The sequence below is a fragment of the Massilia sp. 05N420 genome, from assembly GCF_056397205.1.
This window is the reverse complement of the sequence record NZ_JBFTMX010000025.1, coordinates 99,686-120,503: the sequence shown is the minus strand read 5'-3', so window position 1 is coordinate 120,503 and position 20,818 is coordinate 99,686. Positions and strand designations below refer to the sequence as shown.

Here is a 20,818-nt window from a genome sequence, read left to right as displayed (position 1 = left end):
GCCGGGGCCGGCCTCGGGCGCCGGCTCAGGCGTAGCCGTGGAATGCGAAGTCGAGGAAGCGCCCTGCTTCCGGGTCGTAGTTCGCGTCGAAGAAACAGGTGCCGCCATCAAACACGACCCGGAATCGCTTTCTCAACGCTTCGGCCTTGACGCCTTGCAAGCTGCAGGCGCCGCCCAGGCGTATCAAACGCTGCCCATCCTGGCGCTGCCCCTGGTACTGGATCGTGTAATCTCCCAGCGGCCTGCGCCGCCCCATGCCCCAATGACGGTCGGCTTCCGCCTGCAGGCCCGCCGCCATGCCCGCGACGACTGCCGGCGGCACCACCCACGCGCCGCCCTCCACTTCAATCCAATGCGCGCTGCCGGGCGCGGGCTCGTCAGCGGACACGAGACCGGATGAGATGAGGGCAAGACAAAGCAAGGTGCCCGAAGCGGCCCGGTAACAGTAACGAAACATCGTGACTCCTTAAGAAGATGGCGCACCGCCGGGGTGCGCCATCGAGGACAGGCTTTTACTCCGAACCGCCCGCCACCGTCTGCGCCTCATTCATCTTCAGCGCACGGGTCAGGAAGCCCCAGCGATCCGCCACCTCTTCGATCTGCTTGCTGGTCGGCTTGCCCGCACCGTGACCGGCCTTGGTATCGATGCGGATGATGATCGGATTGCTGCCGGCCTGGTCGGCCTGGGCGGTGGCGGCGAACTTGAAGCTGTGCGCCGGCACCACGCGGTCGTCATGGTCGGCCGTGGTGATCATCGTCGCCGGATAGCAGGTGCCCGGTTTCAGGTTGTGCAGCGGAGAGTACTTCACCAGCGCCTTGAACTCGTCCGCGTTTTCCGACGAGCCGTAGTCCGAGGTCCAGGCCCAGCCGATGGTGAACTTGTGGAAGCGCAGCATGTCCATCACGCCCACCTGCGGGATCGCCGCGCCGAACAGTTCCGGGCGCTGGGTCATTGCCGCGCCCACCAGCAGGCCGCCATTGCTGCCGCCGCCGATCGCCAGCTTGCTCGGCGAGGTCACCTTGTTGTTGACCAGCCACTCGGCCGCGCCGATGAAGTCGTCGAACACGTTCTGCTTCTTCAGCTTGGTGCCGGCTTCGTGCCAGGCTTCGCCGTACTCGCCGCCGCCGCGCAGGTTGGCGACCACGTAAACGCCGCCCATCTCCATCCAGGCCAGGTTGGCCGGCGAGAAGCCCGGGGTCATCGAGATATTGAAGCCGCCATAGCCGTACAGGTAGGTCGGGTTGCTGCCGTCCAGCTTCAGGCCCTTCTTCGAGACGATGAACATCGGGACCTTCGTGCCATCGCGGCTGGTATAGAACTGCTGGCGGGTTTCGTAGTCGGCCGGATTGAAGGTTACCTTCGGCTGGCGGAACACGGTCGAGGCGCCGCTCTTCATGTCGACGCGGTAGATCGTGGTCGGGGTGGTGAAGCCGGTGAAGGAGAAGAAAGTCTCGGTATCGCCCTGCTTGCCGCCGAAGCCCGACACCGAACCGATGCCCGGCAGGGCGATCTCGCGCACCTGCTTGCCCTTCAGGTCGGTGATCCTGACCCGGCTTTGCGCATCGGCCAGATATTCGTTGATCAGCTGCTTGTTGACCATGTGGCTGGACACCAGGGTCTGCTGGCTTTCCGGCACCACGGTCTTCCAGTTCGCTTCCTGGGGCCTGTTGACGTCGATCGCGACGATGCGCTTGCGCGGCGCATTGCGGTCGGTGGCGAAGTAGAACACCGGGCCGACGTTGTCGATGAAGTCGTAAGCGGCTTCGAAGTTGTCGATCAGCGGCATGACCTTGCCATCCGGCTTGGCTAAATCCTTGTAGAAGATCCGGTATTTATGGGCCGTGCCCTTGGTCGCCTGGATCAGCAGATAGCGGCCGTCGTCGGTGGTCTCGGCGTGGAAGCCCCATTCCTTCTCGTCCGGACGGTCATAGACCAGCACGTCGGCACTCTGCGGGGTGCCCAGCTTGTGGTAGTAGAGCTTCTGGAAATAGTTCACGTCGGCCAGCTTGGTGGCTTCCTTCGGCTCGTCGTAGCGGCTGTAGAAGAAACCCTTGCCGTCCCTGGTCCAGGCGGTGCTGGAGAACTTGACCCACTGGATGTGGTCTTCCAGGTCCTTGCCGGTGTCGACGTCGCGCACGCGGATCTCGTTCCAGTCCGAGCCCGAAGCCGCGGTCGAGTAGGCCAGCAGCTTGCCGTCCGGGCTCACCGCCGTGCCGGCCAGGGCGACGGTACCGTCGGCGGCCAGGGTGTTCGGATCCAGCAGCAGGCGCGGCGTGTCCGTCAGCGATTTCATGGTGTACAGCACCGACTGGTTCTGCAGGCCGTCGTTACGGCTGAAGAAGTAGCGGCCGCCTTCCTTGAACGGCACGCTGTAGCGCTCGTAGTTCCAGAGCTGGGTCAGGCGCTGGCGGATGGCTTCGCGCTGCGGGATCTGCGCCAGGTAGGACTGGGTCACCTTGTTCTCGGCCTCGACCCAGGCCTTGGTCTCGGCACTGTTGGCGTCTTCCAGCCAGCGGTAGGGGTCGGCGACCCTGGTGCCGTGGTAATCGTCGGTCTGGTCGAGTTTCTTTGCGACCGGATAGTTCAGCGGGGTGCCGCTGGTGTCGCAGGTCGGAGCGGCCATGGCCGGAGCGGCACCGAACGAGAAGAAGGCGGCCGCGACGGCGGCGGCGAGGGTGACTTGTCTCATATGCATGCTTTTTCTAATTGACTTGACGGTGGAGGAAGTGGCTCATGCCGTTGGGCATGATAGCGCGAATTGTTCATCCGACAAATATCCTTGGTGCAGCATGCACATCCTCCCGCGTCGCTTCCGCTCAGGCGGTGCGCTGCGCGTCGCGCAACAGCGTGCGTGCGCGCCACTGCCGGCTGAGGTCCTGGGCGTCCTCGATTTCGCGGGGCGAGAGACGGCGGGCGACGATGGCCTTGTTGGCGCTGGCCGCCGGGTCGCCGGCATCGGCCGCCAGCAACATCCACATGTAGGAGCGCACGCTGTCGCGCGGCACGCCGCGGCCGCTGTTGTACATGCCGCCCAGGTTGTACTGGGCCAGCGCGTGGCCCTGTTCGGCGGCCAGGGCATACCAGCGCACGGCTTCGGCATCGTCCTGTCCGACGCCCTGCCCGGTGGCGTACATGACGCCGAGATTGTTCTGGGCGCTGGCATCGCCCTGTTCGGCGGCGCGCCGGTACCATTCGACCGCCAGCACCTCGTCGCGGCGGCCGCCCTGGCCGTTCGCATACATCACGCCCAGCGTGAACTGGGCATTCGCGGCGCCCTGCCCGGCAGCCAGCCGGTACCAGTAGAAGGCCTGGCGTATGTCGGCCGGTACGCCGCGGCCGTGCGCATACATATTGCCGAGGTTGTACTGGGCCAGCACATGGCCCTGCTTGGCAGCGCGGGTGGTCAGGGTCAGCGCCTCGGCCTGGTCGCAGGGGCCGCCGCGGCCGCCGGCCAGCAGCAGGGCCAGGCTGAACTGGGCTTCGGCATCGCCCTGGATGGCGGCGCAGTGCAGCCAGGGCCGGGCCGCCTTGGCGTCGCGCGGCACGCCCACGCCTTCGAGATAGCACAGGCCCAGCAGGCGCTGGGCGGCAGGATCGCCGCGCCCGGCCGCACGCCGGAACCAGTACACGGCTTCGACATCGTTGGCGGCCATGCCCTGGCCGCGCCGCAGCATCATGCCCAGCGCCACCTCGGCCGGCGCATGCTTGCCCAGGGCTGCCTTGCGCAGCCAGGCCGCGGCCAGCGGGTAGTTGACGGCCGTGCCTTCGCCGCGCAGATAGCATTCGCCGAGCAGGTGCTGGGCGCTGGGCAGGTTCTGGGCGGCTGCGCGCTGGTACCAGACCAGCGCCAGCTCCGGGCTGCGCGCCACGCCGCGGCCGCGGCGCATCATGTCGCCGAGGTTTTGCTGGGCAGAGGGATCGCCCTGCTCGGCCGCCAGCGCGAACCAGCCGACCGCCTGGGCGTCCGACTGCGGCACCCCGCGTCCCTGGTAGACCATCGAGCCGAGATGGTTCTGGGCGAAGGCCAGGCCGCGCTCGGCCGCCCGGCGCAGCCATCCGGCGGCGCAGGCGTCGTCGCGGGTCACGCCGTCGCCATTCTTGTAGATCAGCCCAAGGTTGAATTGCGCATAGGGGTCGCCGCGCTCGGCCGCGCGGGCGAACCAGGCCAGCACGGAATTCTCCGGTGAGACGTCAGACTGCTGCATGCTCGCTCCAGGAAAAATCGGACAGGAAAGCCTCGGCGCCGCCTCATGGCAGCGCCGCAAGAATTGCCAAAAGTTTAACTAGGAGGAATCCGACGGGCTTGATCTGGCACAGACGGGCGACCGTTCGACGCGGAAAAAAATCCGGAAAAATCGGCAACTAGACAGAGCCAGCGCAACTGTTGCGGAAATCACGCCGATCTGATGAAGCAGCCATTGTGACGAGACAAACTGTTGGGTTCGCACACAGGCTAGCGCGCGCGCCCTTCGACAGCTCAGCGCGCTCTTTTGCGCGCCGCAGCATAATCGCCGATGTAGCCATGCACCCTGGCTGCCGAGAGGCGATTGATCTCGACCAGCAGTTCGGGCGCCACCGGCGCCAGCCCGTAGGATTCGCCCAGGCGGCGGCCGATGTGCAGCAGCAGGCGGGCCGCCACTTCGGCGTCGGCCTCGGCGCGGTGGGCGGTGCCGCGGAAGGCGATCCCGAGGGACCGCGCCAGTTCGCCGAGCTTGTAGCTGGACATGCCCGGCAGCACCCGCCGCGACAGCTTGACCGAGCACACCAGCCCCGCATGGCGGCAGGCGTGGCCCAGGCGCGCGCCTTCGGCCTTGAGGAATTTCTCGTCGAAGCTGGCGTTGTGGGCCGCCAGCGTGTCGCCGCCGATGAATTCGATCAGTTCCGGCACCACGTCTTCGGCGAGCGGCGCCGTGTCGACCATCTGCTGGGTGATGCCGGTGAGCGAGGTGATGAAGGGCGGAATGCGAACCCCGCAATTCACCAGCGACACATAGCGGTCGACGATCTCGCCGCCGGCAATGCGCAGCGCGGCAACCTCGGTGATACGGTCGCCGCCCTCCGGCGAGAGGCCGGTGGTCTCGAAGTCGAGCATGACGATCGGGCGTTCAAACATGGTGGTCTTTCAGAGTTGGGCTTTCACTTAGCCGAATTTACGGGCGGCGTCGATGGCCAGGCCTGCGCCGATGCTGCCGAACAGGTCGCCCTCGACGCGCCTCGCCTCGGGGACGATGGCGGCAATCCGTTCACGCAGGGCCGCGACCCCGCTCGAGCCGCCGGTAAAGAACACGGTGTCGACCTGGTCCGCGGCCACCCCGGCCTCGCCCAGCAGGCGCTGCACGGTGGCGCCGACCTGGTCGACCAGGCCCGCGATGGCCGCCTCGAACACCGTGCGCTCCACCTGCAGGCGTTCGGGCGGCGCCAGGCGGTCCAGGTCGAGCTCGACCAACGGCGTGGCCGACAGGCCGATCTTGGCGTCCTCGACGCGCATCGCCAGCCAGTGGCCGGCGCGCTCGTCGATCAGATTGCGCAGCCGGCCCAGCTTGGCCGGCTCGGCGGCGTCGCGCGCCAGGTCGTCGAGCTGGGCGATGCTCTTGCGGGTATAGGCCTGGTTGATCGTGTGCCAGGTCGCCAGGTTGAAATAATAACTGGACGGCACCGGCGCACCAGAAACCAGCGCGCTGCCGTAGCCCAGCAGCGGCATCACCGAGGCCAGGCTCAGGTATTTATCGAAGTCGGTGCCGCCGATGTGCACGCCGCCGGTGGCGAGGATGTCGTCGCGGCGCTCGATGCGGCCTGCGCGGTCCGGGCCGAGGCGCACCAGCGAGAAGTCCGAGGTGCCGCCGCCGATGTCGGCGATCAGCACCAGTTCTTCCTTCTCGATGCGCGATTCGTAGTCGAAGGCGGCGGCGATCGGTTCGTACTGGAAGCCGATCTCGCGGAAACCGGCCGCGCGCGCGATCTCGGCCAGGGTGTCCTCGGCCAGGCGGTCGGCCTGCGGATCGTCGTCGACGAAGTACACCGGGCGGCCGAACACGGCGCTGGTGAATTCGCGCCCGGCCTGCTGCTGGGCGCGACGGCGCAGCTCGCCGATGAAATGGGACAGCAGTTGACGGAATGGCAAGGCGCGCCCGGCGACTTCGGTCTGGCCATCCATCAGGCTGGTGCCGAGCAGGCTTTTCAGCGAGCGCATAAGGCGGCCCTCGTAGCCCTCCAGGTAGTCGGCCAGGGCGGCGCGGCCGTAGCGCACCTGTTCGTCGTCGGCATTGAAGAACACGACCGACGGCAGGGTCGGCTTGCCGTCCTCGAGGGCCAGCAGGCTGTGATGGCCGGGGCGGACCCAGCCGACGGTGGAATTGGAGGTGCCGAAATCGACGCCGCAAGCGTTCGCCATGGAAGCCTATCTGGAAGAGGAGCAAGGGAAGGGGCGAGATGTTACCAGAACTCGGCCGGGGCCGGCGAGTCTCCCGCCGCCGCGGAAGTTCCACAAGCCGCAATCGGGCGCCGGATGTATCAAGCCCGCCACACGCTGCGATCGTGCGCGCTGCCGATGTTCTGCTGGACCTGGCTGATCACCGCCTGCCTCGGCACCACCCTCTTCATCGCGGCCGGCTTCTTGTGGGTGTTCACGATCGGCGGCTTTTCCGGATTGATCCTGTCGGTGGCGCCGATCGACATCCAGGTCCAGGACACCTATTATGTGGTCGGCCATTTCCACTACGTGCTGGCAGCCGGATCGCTGTTCTGCATGTTCTCCGGCTATTATTACCGGGTGCCGAAGTGGACCGGGCATATGGTCAACGAGTGGCGCGCCAGGTTTCACTTCTGGAATTCGCTGCACCGGCGCCTGCCAGGCCCTGGGACGGCGCGGCAGGGCTGGAGTGGACGGTGCCCAGCCCGGCACCCTTCCATACCTTCGAGACGCCGCCGATGGTGAATTGAATGTGGTTCGAGTGGACACTGCAGCGCAATTGTTCGATGACGCCCCGCCAGGTGGCGCGCGCCTATGCCGTGCTGTGCACCATCTCGCTGGCCGTCGCCCTCGCCTTCTTCCTGCGCGGGGTCTGGATCGTGCTGGCCTTCTCGCTGCTCGAACTGGCCTGCGTGGGCCTGGCCCTGGTCCTGTATGCCCGCCACGCCCTCGACCGCGAACGCATCTCCCTGTCCACCAGCTGCCTGCTGATCGAATGCGTGCAGGCGAACGTCCGCAGCCAGGCGCGCCTCGATCCGCTCCGGACGCGCGTCCTGCCGCCCACCGAGCTGCCGCCCGCCGGCGCCCGGCGCCCCCTGATCACCCTCGAGTCGCGCGGCGTGCGAATCGAAGTGGGCCGTTTCGTCAATGAAGCCAAGCGCCGCCAGGTCGCCCGCGAGCTGCGCCAGGCCCTGCGCCAGGTTTCCGCCCTGCCCTGAGCCATTCCCGTCCACTCTTCCTCACGAATCCTTGTCAGCGGGCTCTTACATTCACACGGCCCGGGCACCGATGTTTCAATTTCTACATCATTTGCATAATGTGGACATTCGAATGCCGCGCTGAAGCCTAGCGCGGCATTGCATCATTTTGGAGAAGAAGAATGTCACTAAGCCAAGGAAGCTATGCCATCGTCGTCCACGGCGGCGCCGGCGGCAAGCCCGAATACAAGGACGGTTGCGAGCGCGCTGCCCAGCGCGCCGTCGAAGAGCTCGGCATCAGCGGCGATGCACTGGAAGCCGCCATCGCCGCCGTCACCGTCCTCGAGGATGACGGCCGTTTCAACGCCGGCCGCGGTTCGGTGCTGTGCCTGGACGGCGAGACCGTCGAGATGGATGCATCGGTGATGGATACCCGCGGCCGCCTGGGCGCGGTCGCCTGCGTGCGCGGCATCGAGAATCCGGTGCTGCTGGCGCGCGCGGTGGCCGATACCCCGCACTGGTTCCTGGCCGGCGACGGCGCCGACCGCTTCGCCGCCGCAATCCGCCATCCGGTCTGGAACCAGATCTCCGAACACCAGCGCGAGCAGCACCGCAAGGTGCGCGAAGCGCTGGCCGGATCGGCCCCGGCCATGCCCGGCGTCGACAACCAGGCCTTCCTGCGCTTCTGGAACTACCGCAGCGCGCCGGACCTGCCGGCGGGCGCGGCCTGCGACACGGTGGGTGCCGTGGTGCGCGCAGCGGACGGCCATTTCGGCGTGGCCGCCTCTACCGGCGGCTCGGCCCCCTCCCTGCTGGGCCGGGTGGGCGACACTCCCATCATCGGCAGCGGCTTCTACGCCGGCCCGYATGGGGCGGTGGCCGCCACCGGCGTCGGCGAATACATCGTGCGCCACCTGCTGGCGCACCGCGTCTACACCTGGATCGAGGACGGCATGCCGCTCGAACAGGCACTCAGGCGCGGCATCGAGCTGTTCGACAAGGACGTCGACGTCGGCCTCATCGCGGTCAGCCGCACCGAAGCCGGCGCCTTCAGCAACCGCGACATGCCGCAGGCGCGGATCGGCAACTGAGCATCAGGGATTGAAAAGCACCGATCACATGACGCCACGAGAACAAACCCAGCAACAAGAGCATCAGGAGCGCCAGGTGCGCGAAAGCCACGGCCACCTGGTCATCATCGGCGGCCATGAAGACCGCAAACGCGACAAGGAAATCCTGTGCCGCTTCGTCGACCTCGCCGGCGGCAAGGATGCGAAGATCGTCGTGATCTCGGCCGCCAGCACGGTCGCCGACGAGATGTGGGAGATCTACGACCAGGCCTTCGGCGAACTGGGCGTCACGAACCGCGTACACCTGCACCTGCGGAACCGCCAGTGCGCCAACGACCCTGAACACATCAAGGACATCCGCGACGCCACCGGCATCTTCATGACCGGCGGCGACCAGAAGCGCCTGCTGGCCATCATCGGCGGCACCGCCCTCGACACCGAGATGCATGCCGCCCTCAAGCTGCGCGGCGCCTGCATCGGCGGCACCAGCGCCGGCGCCTCCGCGATGTCGGGCCACATGCTGGCCCAGGGCCGCGCCGAACTGCACCCCGAGAAGGGCTCGGTGAGCCTGGGTGCAGGCCTGGGCTTCCTGCACAAGGTCGTCATCGACCAGCATTTCTCGGAGCGCCAGCGTCTCTCGCGCCTGCTGTCGGTGGTGGCCCAGAATCCGTACTTGCAGGGCATCGGCATCGACGAGGACACCGCCCTGGTCATCGAACGCGGGGTCGGCATCCAGGTGCTGGGCGAAGGCGCGGTGACCATCGTCGACGGCCGCAACATGAGCACCAACATCGCCGAGATCTCCGACCGCGAAACCCCCGAACTGATCGACGTACGCCTGCACCTGCTCCCGGCCGGCAGCAAGTACTGCCTGCCGGAGGCGGACGAAGCCTGCGAACCGCACCGGATCCCGGCCCCGCTGCTCGAGTTTTTAGAAAACGTAACGAAACGGAATCCGCTCTCATGAGAATCATCGAACAACGCTTCCTGCGCGGCCCCAACCTGTACGCCGCTGCGCCCTGCCTGATGGCCGTCGTCGATACCGGCGAAGATGGCGCGCATTCCCATATCGCCGGCCTCGGCGCCCGCCTGCTGGCCCTGCTGCCCGGGATCTGTCCGGAAGCCGCGGTCCGCCTGTCCGACTGCGCTTCGCCCGCCGAAGCCCTGGAACCGGTGACGATGGAGCTGCAGCGCCTGGCCGGCGCCGCCTCCGATTTCAGCGCCAGCATGCCCATTCCCGCACAAGCGGAACGGCTGCGGGTGGTCTGCGGCTATGCCGTCGAACAGGTGGCCGGGGCCGCCCTGCGCACTGCCCGTGAGCTGATCCGGGCCCTCGCCGCGCACGAGGACGTCGACCTCGGCGCCGCATTGAAGGAACTGCGGGAGATCGCGCTGGACCATGCGATCGGCACCAGCACCGGCGCCGTCATCGATGCCGCCCGCAAGCGCGGCATCCCGAGCCTGCGCCTGACCGACCAGGCGAACCTGTTCCAGCTGGGCTGGGGCAGCAGGCAGAAACGCCTGCAGGCGACCATCACCGGCGCCACCAACAACATCGCGGTCGGCATCGCCAGCGACAAGCAGCTCACCAAGACCTTGCTCGACCAGGCCGGCTGCCCGGTCCCGGCCGGCGACACCGTCACCAGCCTGGCCGAGGCCCAGCGCGTCGCCCGCAGGCTGTGCAGGAACGGCGGAAGCGTCACCGTAAAACCGCTCGACGCCAACCAGGGCAAGGGCGTGACCACGGCCTGCGCGACGCCGGAAGAGGTCGAGCGCGCCTTCGAGTTCGCGCGCAGACATGGCCGCCGCGTGATCGTCGAGGAATTCCTGCGCGGGCGCGACTACCGCGTGCTGGTCACCGGCAGCAAGATCGCGGCCGCGTCCTGGCGCCGCCCGCCGCACGTGACCGGCGACGGCGTGCATTCCATCCGGGAGCTGGTCGAGATCGAGAACCACAACCCCGCGCGAGGCGACGGTCACACCAACATCCTGACCAACATCCCGCTCGACGAGATCGCCCTCCAGATATTGGCGAGGCAGGGCTATGATCTCGATTCGGTACCGGCGGAAGACGCCTGTGTCGAACTGCGCGGCAACGCGAATCTCTCCACCGGCGGCACCGCCGAGGACGTGACCGACCTGCTGCCGGAAGAGACCCGCGACATCTGCATCCGCGCCGCCCGCACCATCGGCCTCGACGTGGCCGGCATCGACATCGTGTGCGAGGATATTTCGCAGCCGCTGCGCGAGCAGCGCGGCGGCATCATCGAGGTTAACGCGGCGCCGGGCATCCGCATGCACCAGTACCCGAGCCGCGGTACCCCGCGCGACGCCGGCGCCGCCATCGTCGAGGCCCTGTTCGGCGAGGACGACGGCCGCATCCCCGTGGTGGCCGTCACCGGTACCAACGGCAAGACCACGACCACCCTGCTGATCGCCAACGCCGTCCGCATGGCCGGCCTGCGCGCCGGGGTCACCACCACCGAGGGCGTATTCGTCGACGGCCAGCGCATCGTCAAGGGCGACTGCACCGGCTACCGCTCGGCGCGCAGCATCCTGAGTTCGCCGGACGTCGACTTCGCGGTGCTCGAGACGGCGCGCGGCGGCATCCTCAAACGCGGCCTGGCCTACGACCGCTGCGACGTGTCGGTAGTGCTGAACGTGTCGGCCGACCACCTGGGCATGGACGGCGTCGACTCGGTCGAGGAGCTGGCAAGGGTCAAGGCCGTGGTCGCCCAGCGCGCCTCGCGTGCGGTGGTGCTGAACGCCGAGGACGACCATTGCGTGGCGATGGCGGCGACCCTGGCGGACGGCGTCGAACCGCTCTACTTCTCGCTGGACGCCGACAACCCGCACCTGCTGCGCCACCTGGACAACGGCGGCCGCGCGGTCTACCTTGAAGACAATACGATCGTGCTGGCCAACGGCGCCCGCCACGAAGCGATTGCCGACGTGCGCCAGATGCCGGTGGCCTTGCAGGGCGCGGCCCGCTATAACATCGCCAACAGCCTCGCCGCCACCGCGGCGCTGGCGGCCTGCGGCTTCGGCAACCAGGAAATCGCCGACGGCCTGCGCAGCTTCGTGTCCGACTGGAAGCACAACCCGCTGCGCTCGAACCTGTTCGACGTCGACGGCGTGACCGTGATCTTCGATTACGCCCACAACACGGCCGCCTATGCGGCCCTGGCCGAGACCGCGCGCGCGATGACGCCGGGCCGCCTGGTCGGCGTGGTGGCCGCGCCGGGCGACCGCCGCGATGCCGACCTGGTCGACATCGGCATCACCTGCGCCGCCGGCTTCGACGAGCTGGTGGTCTACGAGACCGAGAACCGCGGCCGCGCCGCCGGCACCGTGGCGGCCCGGCTGGTCGAAGGCATCCGCCTGGCGAAGTTCGAGGAAGACCACCTGCGCGTGGAGCTGGATGTGCACGAAGCGATCCGTGCCGGGCTGGCGCGCTGCGAGAAGGGCGATGTGCTGGTGTTCGGCTGCGGCTCGGACATCAGCGAGTTGCTGGAGGCGATACGCCCGGCGTCGCCGGAGGCGGCCAGGCGGATCGAGACCGAGGCGGCCTGAGGCCGCCCTTCATGCCGGCTAGCGAGTGGGACCCGTGTACACGCCATTACGGAAATGGCAGTCGGACGATGGGCCCCAGAGCTGGTCGACGTGGATGTACTGCATCCCCATCATCGTCTGCACGCCGATCATGGGTTTCTTGATATCGAAGACGAGACCGCAATTGGTCCTGGTACCGATTGCAATCGTCTTGCGCATCTCGACCGCCTCGGCCAGCAGCTTCGCCTGCAGCTCCTGTTGGCGCCGCGCCCGTTCCTGCTGCTCCAGCTCCTGCTGCTGCTTGCGCGCTTCGTAAGCCGTTTTCTGGTCGGCCGCCTGCGCCTTTTCGAGCGCCAGGTACTTTGCGCTACCGCTCGAGCATTGTTCGAACTTCGCCGCGAGCGCAGCCTGGTCGGTATCGAAAGTCGTGGTCCAGCCTTTTCCCAACTGGTTGAAACCCAGGTAGACCCTGACGTCGTTCGACGGTCTGCCGTAGGCGAATACGTTTGACAGGTTCGCATATGGCCACTTGCTGCGTTCCATGCGGGTCTCGTCATAGCTACAGTCCGCCTCCTGGTAGGAACTGAAACTGACCCACTGCTGGGGCATGACTTTCAAATTGCCGTCCTCTGCCATGCCGCAGGCCAGGACGTAGCGGTTGTCAAAATTGACGGTCTCGAACTTCGTACCATCCCGCAGCTTGACCATCTCGGTGAAATAGGGATCCTTGTCGGTACCGCTGCGGCCGATGCTCTCGACGCTGGCGATCTTCGTCAGATTCACGTAATAGACGTCGATGGTCCCCTTGCTCTTGAAGAGACCCGGCCTGCCGGTCAATGCATTGACCCGGTAGCACAGGTTTTTCATGTCGACGCCGTCCTTGACTCCCGGCAGGATCGCCCGCGAGAACTCGAACTGGGTAAAGTTCGGTCCCCGCATGTTGTCACCGAAGTAGAATTCGCGGTAGCTTTCGGACGCGTCGTAGTATTTCAGGTGGTTGTCGAACCTGATGTCCCAGTCGGTTGCCGTCGCGGCAGTCGAGCAGCCTGCGGCGAAGATGAACAGGATGTGCGAGTGTTTGAGTTTCTGGAGCATATGATCTTGAGTGCGCTGAAATGTTTCCTGATTGCATCATATCATGCAATTTAGATACGCTCCAGCCCCCCGATAAGCTCACCCCACCTGCCCCGCAATCCGCTCCGCACTCTCCGGATCCATCTCCCGGATCGCATCCACGAACACCTGCAGCGAGGACCCGCAGGCAAACACCAGTACATCGCCGCGCTCGCACAGCGACATCCCGAGGCGGATCGCCGCCCCCACCTCCAGCTCGCGGTGCAGGGTATCGGTCTTGCCGACCACCTCTTCCGCGCCCTCCAGGATCAGGTCGACGGCGCCGCCGTAGGCGCGGCCGCGGCTGGACGATTCGTAGACCACCAGTTCGTCGAAACGTCCCGCGCAGACGCGCCCGACTTCGAGCAGGTCGGCGTCGCGGCGGTCGCCCGGTGCGGTGACGATGCCGACCAGCTGGCCGGGCAGCAGCGAGCGCGCCATCTCGGCCAGGGCGGCGTAGGCGGCCGGATTGTGGGCGTAGTCGACGATCACGGTCACGCCGCGCACCTCGAACACATTGGTGCGCAGCGGATTGGTTTTGCCGTCGCTGACGAAGGTGGAGAGGCCGGTGGCGATCTGCAGATTGCTGAAACCGGCCGCCATCAGCGCCGCGCTGGCCGCCAGGGCGTTGGCGATGTTGTAGCGCGCGCGGCCGCCCATCGAGATCGGCATGCTCTCGACCCGCAGCAGCTCCTGGTGCACATTGCCGTCGGCGAGCACGATGGCATTGTCCTGCAAATAGGCGGCGCGGCCGCCCTCTTCCAGGTGGCGCAGCAAGACCGGGGCTTCCGGATTCATGGCGAAATAGACCAGCTCCACGTCGGGGCGCACGCGGCGCGCCATCGCCACACACAGCGGGTCTTCGGCGTTCAGCACGGCGGCGCGGGTGGCGGACAGCGGCACCACGGCCTTCACCTGGGCCAGGTCTTCGATGCTGTCGACGCCGTCCAGGCCCAGGTGGTCGGGCGAGACGTTCAGGCAGATGCCGACGTCGCAATGGTCGAAGGCCAGACCGCGCTTGAGGATGCCGCCGCGGGCCGTCTCCAGCACCGCGATCTCGACTTCCGGCGCGGCCAGCACGGTGCGCGCCGACCAGTAGCCGGTACAGTCGCCCTTGGTGATCTGCTTGCCGTCGATGTAGACACCGTGGGTGGTGGTGGCGCCGGTCACGCGCCCGGCCAGGCGCGTGGCGTGGGCGATCAGCAGCGTGGTGGTGGTCTTGCCGTTGGTGCCGGTGCAGGCGATGATCGGGATGCGGCCGTCCGAGTTGCCCATCAGGCCTTCGACGATCGCGCCGCCGGCGTCGCGCGGCTCGCCGCTGCTCGGATACTGGTGCATGCGGATGCCCGGCGCGGCGTTCACTTCGATCACGGCGCCGCCCTGGGCCGCCAGCGGCTGGCTGATGTCGTGGCAGACGATGTCGATGCCGGCCACGTCCAGGCCAATCTTGCCTGCTGCGCGCACGCAGATCTGGCGCGTCGATTCCGGCAGCAGCTCGGTCACGTCCTCGGCGGTACCGCCGGTCGACAGGTTGGCGGTCCCGCGCAGCTCGACCGCCACACCCTCGGCGGGGATGGTATCCGGCGCTTGGCCCTGTTTGCGCAGGACGTCCTCGGCATGCGCGTCGAGCGCGATGCGGGTCAGGATGTTGGTGTGCCCCGCGCCGCGCGCCGGGTTGCGGTTCTCGATCTCGACCAGCTCGCGAATCGTGTGCCGGCCATCGCCCACCACATGGGCCGGACGGCGGCAGGAAGCCGCGGCGACGCGGCCGGCGGCCACGAACACGCGGTAGTCGCGGCCCTCGATGCTGCGTTCGACGATGATGCGGCGTCCGAACTTGCGGGCGAAGGCATAGGCCTGCTCGACTTCTTCCGGCGTGCGGCAGTCGACCGTCACGCCCTTGCCCTGGTTGGCGTCGAGCGGCTTGACGGTGACCGGCACCGCCAGCTTGCGGGCCACGCGCAGGGCGTCGTCGATGGTGTCGACGGTCTCGCCTTCCGGCACCGGCACGCCGGCTTCCGTCAAGAGCTGCTTGGTGAGCTGCTTGTCGCCGGCGATGCGCACCGCGATATTGCTGGTGTCGCCGGTGATGGTGGCCTGGATGCGCTTCTGCTTGACGCCCCAGCCGAGCTGGAATAGGTTGGCGTCCTCGGTGATGCGCTGGACCGGGATGCCGCGCTCGTGGGCGGCCGCCAGCACGGCGGCGGTACTGGTGCCGATCGCGTAGTGCTCGGCCAGCTCGCGCAGTTCTTCCAGGCGCGCCGCCAGGTCGTTGAAGTCATGGCCGTGGGCCAGCGCGTCGACGATGTCCACCGCCAGCTGGAAGGCCGGCTGCGCCACCTTCTCGATCTGGTAGGCGCACACCACCCGGTACTGGCCGGGTGTGCCGGCCATCGGGCGGGTGCGGCCGAAGCTGGCCGGAGCGCCGGCCAGGCATTGCAGGCCGAGGGTCACGTGTTCGACCACGCGCGCCAGGTAGGTGCCCTCGCGCAGGCGCTGGGCGAAGCCGCCCGGCTGGCCGATCGGCACCAGGTGCTCGGCCAGCGAAGGCAGCAGGTTCAGCAGGGCTTCGCTGAACCGCGGAATGTCGCGCGTGGAGACGCCGTACAGGTCGCCGAGGTCGAGCACGGACAGCAGGCAGGGGGTATCCGCATGGACGTTCGGGCCACGCAGGAATCGTTGTTCGAGAATTTGCACGTGTAGGTCCTTGTAAGGCTGATCGCACGGCGGCGCGGAAGAGAGGCATCCCTTCCGCGCCGTCGGGTCTTGCTTCCGTCCTGCCCTTGCCGTTATGCGTCCAGCAGTTGCGAATACATGCGGGTCGCCATCAGGCCGATGGCCGTGTGGTGCACGGACGGCGACATCAGGCGCGCCAGCATGGCCATCGCTTCCTGCTTGGAAGCGGCGCCGGCTACCTTCTCTTCCAGTTCGCGCAACTCGGCATCGCCCTGCAGGGCGCCGGCCGCATGGCGGCGGATCAGGCCGCGCTCCGGATAGCCGCTCTTGCCGGCGTGCTGGGTCAGGGTGTCGAGGGTGCGCTGGCGCGCGCGGTGGCTCAGCACGCGCGTGGTGCGCTGGGAGGCGTCGGCATCGCGCGGGGTCTGGATCCAGTCGCGCAGCACCTGCTGTTCGTAGCTGGTGAAGACGCCGAACATCTCGGCGCGTTCGCCCTGGATCAGGCGCCAGAAGCGGCTGTTCTCGACGTCCTCGCCGCGCTTGATCCAGCCGGCGCTTTCCAGCGCCGCCAGGAAGGCCGGGATCTGCCTGGGCTCGCCGAGCCAGTCGTTGATCGAGCGGCCGGCGACGCGGCAGTAATCCGAATGCATGTTGCGGCCGACCGCGGCCTTGGCCGTGAAGATCTCGACCAGCTCCGCTTCCAGATCGAAGGCGGCGATCACCGAGGTGGTGCAGGCGCCGAGTTCGTTCAGCCGGTAGCCGTCCAGCACGCGGCGGAAGAAGTCGGCCGGGTCGCCGGACTGCGCCATCAGGTGACGGAGCGCCTGCACCGCCTTGTGCGCATGGCCGCTGCCGGCGTTGTCGACGGTGACGTGCAAGGTGAAGTAATACGGGTCGATGCCCAGTTCGTTCAGCTCGTAGGACGTGATCAGCAGGTGCAGCGGCAGCTGCTCGTAGCCGAGGTTGTAGCCCACGACCTCGGGCAGGAAGCGGTCGGCGTTGCAGGCCAGGGCCAGCTGGATCGCGCCCTGCACGAAATGGCTTTCCGACAGGCTTTCCCAATGCTCGCAGCCATGGATGGCCAGCAGGCGGCGGTACAGGGTCACGTGGTTCTTGTCGGGCGCGCCGTCGCCCAGCTCTTCGAGATAGGTCTTGATGAGGGGGTGGAAATCCGGATTCTCCCAGCGCGGCAGGGTACCGTAGAGCCAGGCGCCGTCGACCAGCTTGGTCGGCGCGACGCCCTTCAGGAAGTACAGCGCATGCGATTTGCTGCCGAAGTAGCGGCGCGGCGCGCCGTTCTTGCGGGCGCTCAGGTATTCGCGATAGGCGATGCCCGCCGATTCGGCGCGGCCCTGGATCCAGCCGGGCAGCTCCCACAAGCCGTCCGGCAGGTCGCAGGGTTCCAGGCGCGCGGCCTCGATCTGGGCCTGCAGGTAGTCGCGCGACCTGGCGGCGGCCGCCTCCGGCTTGTCCAGCAGGGAGAAATACAGGGCTTTCGAGCTTGCAAGCGCCTGGCCTGCCCGCGCTCGTGGCGCGGATTCCAGCTCGGGCGACTCCATGGCATAGGTGGTGGTCATAGACAATCTATTGGTAAATGTTCTACCAAGATTATCCGTAGCGCCCGGCGCGCACGTAATCGGTTGTCGGCTTACCTGAATGTCGGACAGGGATTACAAAAATTTCACGAATTTCCAAAAGGAACTTCGGAAAACGATCGGGGCGCCGCAGCAGGAGCCGCGGCGCCCCGATCGGGCAATACTAAAGGATGGCGCTGACCCTTACTGGGTCACGCCATGCAGCAGCGAACGGCTGCGTGCGTAGCCGAAGTAGACCAGCAGGCCGATCGCCAGCCAGATCCCGAAGGCGATCCAGGTGATGAGGCTCAGGAAGCTCATCAGCGCCAGGCAGAAGATCACGGCGATCGCCGGAATCACCGGCACGCCCGGGCAGCGGAAGGCGCGCTTCAGATCCGGACGCTTCTTGCGCAGCACGATCACGGCCACCGATACCAGGCAGAAGGCGGCCAGGGTGCCGATGTTGACCAGCTCGGCCAGCACGTTCAGCGGCACGAAGGCAGCGATCAGGCCGAACAGGATGCCGACCACCCAGGTCGCGAAGAACGGGGTGCCGAATTTCGGATGCACGGTCGACAGCTTGGCCGGCAGCAGGCCGTCGCGCGACATCGCGTACACGATACGGGTCTGGCCGAAGGCCATCACCAGGATGACGGTGGTCATGCCGAGGATGGCGCCGAGGTCGACGAAGCCGGCGAACCAGTTTTCGCCGGCGTGCTGCAGGGCCAGCGAGACCGGGTGGTCGATGCCTTCGAACAGCTTGAACGGCACGATACCGGTCATGATGGCCGACACGATCACGTACAGGATGGTGCAGATGGCCAGCGAACCGATGATGCCGATCGGCAGGTCGCGGGTCGGGTTCTTGACTTCCTCGGCGGCCGAGGTCACGGCGTCGAAGCCGATGAAGGCGAAGAACACCACGGCGGCGGCACTCATCACACCCGACACGCCGAAGGGCATGAAGGGATGCCAGTTGGCCGGGGTCACGTGCTTGAAGCCGACCAGGATGAACAGCAGCACGACCGAGATCTTGATGACGACCATCACGTTGTTGACGCGGGCCGACTCACGCACGCCCCAGGACAGCATGGCGGTCAGGACCAGCATGATCAGCAGCGCCGGCAGGTTCATGATGGTGCTGACGCCGGGCAGCGCGCCCGGTGCCGCCGACAAGGCTTTCGGAATCTCGATGCCGAAGCCGCCGATCAGGGATTGGAAATAGCCCGACCAGCCAACCGACACCGCCGAGGTCGCCAGGCCGTATTCCAGCAGCAAGTCCCAACCGATCATCCAGGCCACCAGTTCGCCCAGCACCACATAGCTGTAGGTATAGATCGAACCGGCCACCGGCACCGTCGATGCGAACTCGGCATAGCAGAGGGCGGCGAAACCGCAGGCGATGGCCGAGACGACGAAGGACAGCGTCAGTGCCGGACCGGCGGTCAGGGCGCCGGTGCCGGTCAGCACGAAGATACCGGTGCCGACAATCGCCCCGATACCCATCAGGATCAGGTCGAAGGGGCCCAGCACCTTCTTCAGTCCGCTGGGCTTGCCTGCGGCGGCGACCATGTGGTCGAGATTCTTGGTTCTAAAAAGACTCACTGCATTCTCCAATCGATAGTAGATAGTCCCCAGGCCCTTTTATATTGGATGTCTCCTCCGCGGGCATGGTTGCCGCTCGGCAGCAGCGTAAGCGGCACGTCATATTACTCAAAAATCAATCGATAGAGTACGCCCTTGCCCGAAAAACGGTTAATTCGGGAAGAATTTTTAGCGCAAAGTGCAGATGACGAGCTCAGGATCGGCGCGAACGCGCAACGGAATGCCGGCGCAGCCGATGCCGCGGCTGACGAACAGGGGGCCGTTGCCCGCGATCTCGAAGCGTCCATGGCCGTATTCCCGCGAATAGGGACCGCTGGGACGCTTCAGCGGTTCGCCATTGCGGCGTACCACCTGCCCGCCGTGGGTGTGGCCGGCAAAACCGAGGTCGAAACGCTGGCCTTGCAGGCACCACAGGCCGTCCGGGGAATGCATCAGATAGATCCGCACCGGACCGGCGCCGGCGAAGGTGGCCCCGGCCGAAGGCGCGCCGGTCCACGGATCGTCGATGCCGCAGATGCTGACCGACCCGAAAGGCGCCGCCAGCGCGATATTCCGGTTGACCAGCACCTCGATGCCGGCCTCGGCCAGCACCGCGGCCACCTCGGCGCTGCCGTTCCAGACGTCGTGGTTGCCCAGCACGGCATAGGTGCCGAGCGGCGCTGTCGCTTGCCGCAGGAAGCCGCGCAGCTGGCCGATGTTGGCGGCGTCGAAGGAAATATAGTCGCCGCCCAGCAGCAGCACGTCCGGACCTTCGTGCCGAATCCGCTCCAGCAGCACGTCGAACAAGGCCGGATGGGTGGTCGGGCCGGCGTGGAAGTCCGAGGCGAAGCCGATCTTCAAGGGCCGCGGCAGCCGCCGCTCGGGCCCCAGCTCGAGCTCGTAGCGGCTCACGCCCAGGCTGCCGTGACCGCCCAGGCGATAGCTGAGTCCCGCCGCCCAGCCGCCCGCAAGCAGGGTGCCCAGCAGCCTCTCGGTGGCGTGGCGGACTGGCCGGTGGCGTTTGCTTGGTCGCATGCAGTGGAAAGAATTAACAGATGTTGCAAAATTGCCACTGTACACCATCGAGGCCGCCCAGTGGCGCAACCTTGGACCGGCACTAGTGCACTATGTCAACGAAGTGTAAGATGCGCGCATGCTGACACCCGAACAATTGCTCGCTTTCCTGGCCGCCGCCATCCTGTTGACCCTGTCTCCGGGGCCCGACAATATGATGGTCCTCGGCATCGGCATGGCCAAGGGCCGCATGCGCGGGATGGCCTTCGGCCTCGGCTGCGCGCTCGGCTGCCTGAGCCATACCCTGCTGGCGGTGATCGGTGTCAGCGCCCTGATCGCAGCCTCGCCGCTGGCCTTCACGACCTTGAAGGTATGCGGCGGCCTCTACCTGGCCTGGATGGGTTTCAACGCCATCCGCAGCCGCGGCGGCGCCGCCGCCAGCCGCGCCGAGGGTGTGACCGAATCCGCGCGCACCCTGTTCTTCCGCGGCGTGTTCGCGAACGCCATCAATCCCAAGGTGGCGCTGTTTTTCCTGTCCTTCCTGCCGCAGTTCGTGGTGGCCCAGCGCGGCGACGCCAACCTGCAGACCGCCCTGCTCGGCCTGACGTTCACGGCGCAGGCCGCAGTCCTGTTCGGCCTGCTGGGCTTCTTCTCCGGCACGGTCGGCACCTGGCTGACGCGCCGCCCGCGCGCCGGCATGTGGATGGACCGGCTTGCCGGCGCCATCTTCATCGCACTCGGCCTGCGCCTGATCGTGGCGCGCTGAGGGCTGCGCCGGCGGGCATCTTCTTTCGTTTACGTTCGTCAACGCTGCGCCGCGGCATGCCGGTTCTTGGGATCATGAGCCG

Annotated in this window: 15 protein-coding genes and 1 pseudogene; 6 read left to right on the top strand and 10 right to left on the bottom strand. The window is 66.9% G+C overall.

What is annotated here, in order from left to right; translation table 11 throughout:
- Nucleotides 1-25 precede the first annotated feature (25 nt).
- From AC1DIX_RS17340 to AC1DIX_RS17320, 5 genes are all read right to left on the bottom strand, one after another.
- Complete coding sequence (locus AC1DIX_RS17340; RefSeq protein WP_477326018.1) at nt 26-457, bottom strand: hypothetical protein; 432 nt, start codon at nt 455-457, stop codon at nt 26-28.
- A gap of 55 nt (nt 458-512) precedes the next feature.
- Nucleotides 513-2,696: a prolyl oligopeptidase family serine peptidase gene (locus AC1DIX_RS17335; protein WP_477326016.1), complete on the bottom strand. Its 2,184-nt coding sequence runs from the start codon at nt 2,694-2,696 to the stop codon at nt 513-515.
- Between the two features lie 121 nt (nt 2,697-2,817).
- Nucleotides 2,818-4,206 carry a tetratricopeptide repeat protein gene (locus AC1DIX_RS17330; RefSeq protein WP_477326014.1) on the bottom strand — a complete coding sequence of 463 codons (1,389 nt, stop codon included), beginning with the start codon at nt 4,204-4,206 and terminating at the stop codon, nt 2,818-2,820.
- A gap of 272 nt (nt 4,207-4,478) precedes the next feature.
- The gene (locus AC1DIX_RS17325) at nt 4,479-5,114 is read right to left on the bottom strand and encodes a 3'-5' exonuclease (protein ID WP_442122114.1); all 636 of its coding nucleotides are present in this window, start codon (nt 5,112-5,114) and stop codon (nt 4,479-4,481) included.
- 27 nt (nt 5,115-5,141) lie between these two features.
- The gene (locus AC1DIX_RS17320) at nt 5,142-6,392 is read right to left on the bottom strand and encodes an Hsp70 family protein (protein ID WP_477326012.1); all 1,251 of its coding nucleotides are present in this window, start codon (nt 6,390-6,392) and stop codon (nt 5,142-5,144) included.
- A 156-nt stretch (nt 6,393-6,548) separates the two neighbouring features.
- Between AC1DIX_RS17320 and AC1DIX_RS17315 the strand changes: the two are divergent.
- The 5 genes and pseudogenes from AC1DIX_RS17315 to cphA (AC1DIX_RS17295) form a co-directional block, all read left to right on the top strand.
- A pseudogene (locus tag AC1DIX_RS17315) lies at nt 6,549-6,940 on the top strand (cbb3-type cytochrome c oxidase subunit I); the annotation flags it as partial.
- A 36-nt stretch (nt 6,941-6,976) separates the two neighbouring features.
- Complete coding sequence (locus AC1DIX_RS17310; RefSeq protein ID WP_477326010.1) at nt 6,977-7,408, top strand: DUF2244 domain-containing protein; 432 nt, start codon at nt 6,977-6,979, stop codon at nt 7,406-7,408.
- 161 nt (nt 7,409-7,569) lie between these two features.
- The gene (locus AC1DIX_RS17305; RefSeq protein ID WP_477326008.1) at nt 7,570-8,478 is read left to right on the top strand and encodes an isoaspartyl peptidase/L-asparaginase; all 909 of its coding nucleotides are present in this window, start codon (nt 7,570-7,572) and stop codon (nt 8,476-8,478) included.
- 28 nt (nt 8,479-8,506) lie between these two features.
- Complete coding sequence (locus AC1DIX_RS17300; protein WP_477326006.1) at nt 8,507-9,424, top strand: cyanophycinase; 918 nt, start codon at nt 8,507-8,509, stop codon at nt 9,422-9,424.
- Nucleotides 9,421-12,030 carry a cyanophycin synthetase gene (gene cphA / locus AC1DIX_RS17295; RefSeq protein ID WP_477326004.1) on the top strand — a complete coding sequence of 870 codons (2,610 nt, stop codon included), beginning with the start codon at nt 9,421-9,423 and terminating at the stop codon, nt 12,028-12,030. Before AC1DIX_RS17300 ends, cphA (AC1DIX_RS17295) begins: the two co-directional genes overlap by 4 nt.
- A gap of 18 nt (nt 12,031-12,048) precedes the next feature.
- Here the strand turns inward: cphA (AC1DIX_RS17295) and AC1DIX_RS17290 are convergent, their stop codons facing one another.
- From AC1DIX_RS17290 to AC1DIX_RS17270, 5 genes are all read right to left on the bottom strand, one after another.
- Nucleotides 12,049-13,104 carry a hypothetical protein gene (locus tag AC1DIX_RS17290; protein WP_477326002.1) on the bottom strand — a complete coding sequence of 352 codons (1,056 nt, stop codon included), beginning with the start codon at nt 13,102-13,104 and terminating at the stop codon, nt 12,049-12,051.
- Nucleotides 13,105-13,182: 78 nt separating this feature from the next.
- The gene (cphA, locus tag AC1DIX_RS17285; protein WP_477326000.1) at nt 13,183-15,819 is read right to left on the bottom strand and encodes a cyanophycin synthetase; all 2,637 of its coding nucleotides are present in this window, start codon (nt 15,817-15,819) and stop codon (nt 13,183-13,185) included.
- A gap of 92 nt (nt 15,820-15,911) precedes the next feature.
- On the bottom strand, nt 15,912-17,375 hold the full coding sequence (locus AC1DIX_RS17280) for an iron-containing redox enzyme family protein (protein WP_477325998.1): 1,464 nt from the start codon (nt 17,373-17,375) through the stop codon (nt 15,912-15,914).
- Nucleotides 17,376-17,576: 201 nt separating this feature from the next.
- Nucleotides 17,577-18,977 carry an amino acid permease gene (locus tag AC1DIX_RS17275; protein ID WP_442122106.1) on the bottom strand — a complete coding sequence of 467 codons (1,401 nt, stop codon included), beginning with the start codon at nt 18,975-18,977 and terminating at the stop codon, nt 17,577-17,579.
- Between the two features lie 168 nt (nt 18,978-19,145).
- Nucleotides 19,146-19,991: a metallophosphoesterase gene (locus AC1DIX_RS17270; RefSeq protein WP_477325996.1), complete on the bottom strand. Its 846-nt coding sequence runs from the start codon at nt 19,989-19,991 to the stop codon at nt 19,146-19,148.
- Between the two features lie 118 nt (nt 19,992-20,109).
- Between AC1DIX_RS17270 and AC1DIX_RS17265 the strand changes: the two genes are divergently transcribed.
- On the top strand, nt 20,110-20,736 hold the full coding sequence (locus AC1DIX_RS17265; RefSeq protein WP_477325994.1) for a LysE family translocator: 627 nt from the start codon (nt 20,110-20,112) through the stop codon (nt 20,734-20,736).
- The last annotated feature ends 82 nt before the right edge of the window (nt 20,737-20,818 follow it).

Coding starts and splice junctions, on each gene's coding strand:
- AC1DIX_RS17340 (WP_477326018.1), bottom strand. CDS start 457: ATGTTTCGTTACTGTTACCGGGCCGCTTCGGGCACCTTGCTTTGTCTT.
- AC1DIX_RS17335 (WP_477326016.1), bottom strand. CDS start 2,696: ATGCATATGAGACAAGTCACCCTCGCCGCCGCCGTCGCGGCCGCCTTC.
- AC1DIX_RS17330 (WP_477326014.1), bottom strand. CDS start 4,206: ATGCAGCAGTCTGACGTCTCACCGGAGAATTCCGTGCTGGCCTGGTTC.
- AC1DIX_RS17325 (WP_442122114.1), bottom strand. CDS start 5,114: ATGTTTGAACGCCCGATCGTCATGCTCGACTTCGAGACCACCGGCCTC.
- AC1DIX_RS17320 (WP_477326012.1), bottom strand. CDS start 6,392: ATGGCGAACGCTTGCGGCGTCGATTTCGGCACCTCCAATTCCACCGTC.
- AC1DIX_RS17310 (WP_477326010.1), top strand. CDS start 6,977: ATGACGCCCCGCCAGGTGGCGCGCGCCTATGCCGTGCTGTGCACCATC.
- AC1DIX_RS17300 (WP_477326006.1), top strand. CDS start 8,507: ATGACGCCACGAGAACAAACCCAGCAACAAGAGCATCAGGAGCGCCAG.
- cphA (WP_477326004.1), top strand. CDS start 9,421: ATGAGAATCATCGAACAACGCTTCCTGCGCGGCCCCAACCTGTACGCC.
- AC1DIX_RS17290 (WP_477326002.1), bottom strand. CDS start 13,104: ATGCTCCAGAAACTCAAACACTCGCACATCCTGTTCATCTTCGCCGCA.
- AC1DIX_RS17280 (WP_477325998.1), bottom strand. CDS start 17,375: ATGACCACCACCTATGCCATGGAGTCGCCCGAGCTGGAATCCGCGCCA.
- AC1DIX_RS17270 (WP_477325996.1), bottom strand. CDS start 19,991: ATGCGACCAAGCAAACGCCACCGGCCAGTCCGCCACGCCACCGAGAGG.
- AC1DIX_RS17265 (WP_477325994.1), top strand. CDS start 20,110: ATGCTGACACCCGAACAATTGCTCGCTTTCCTGGCCGCCGCCATCCTG.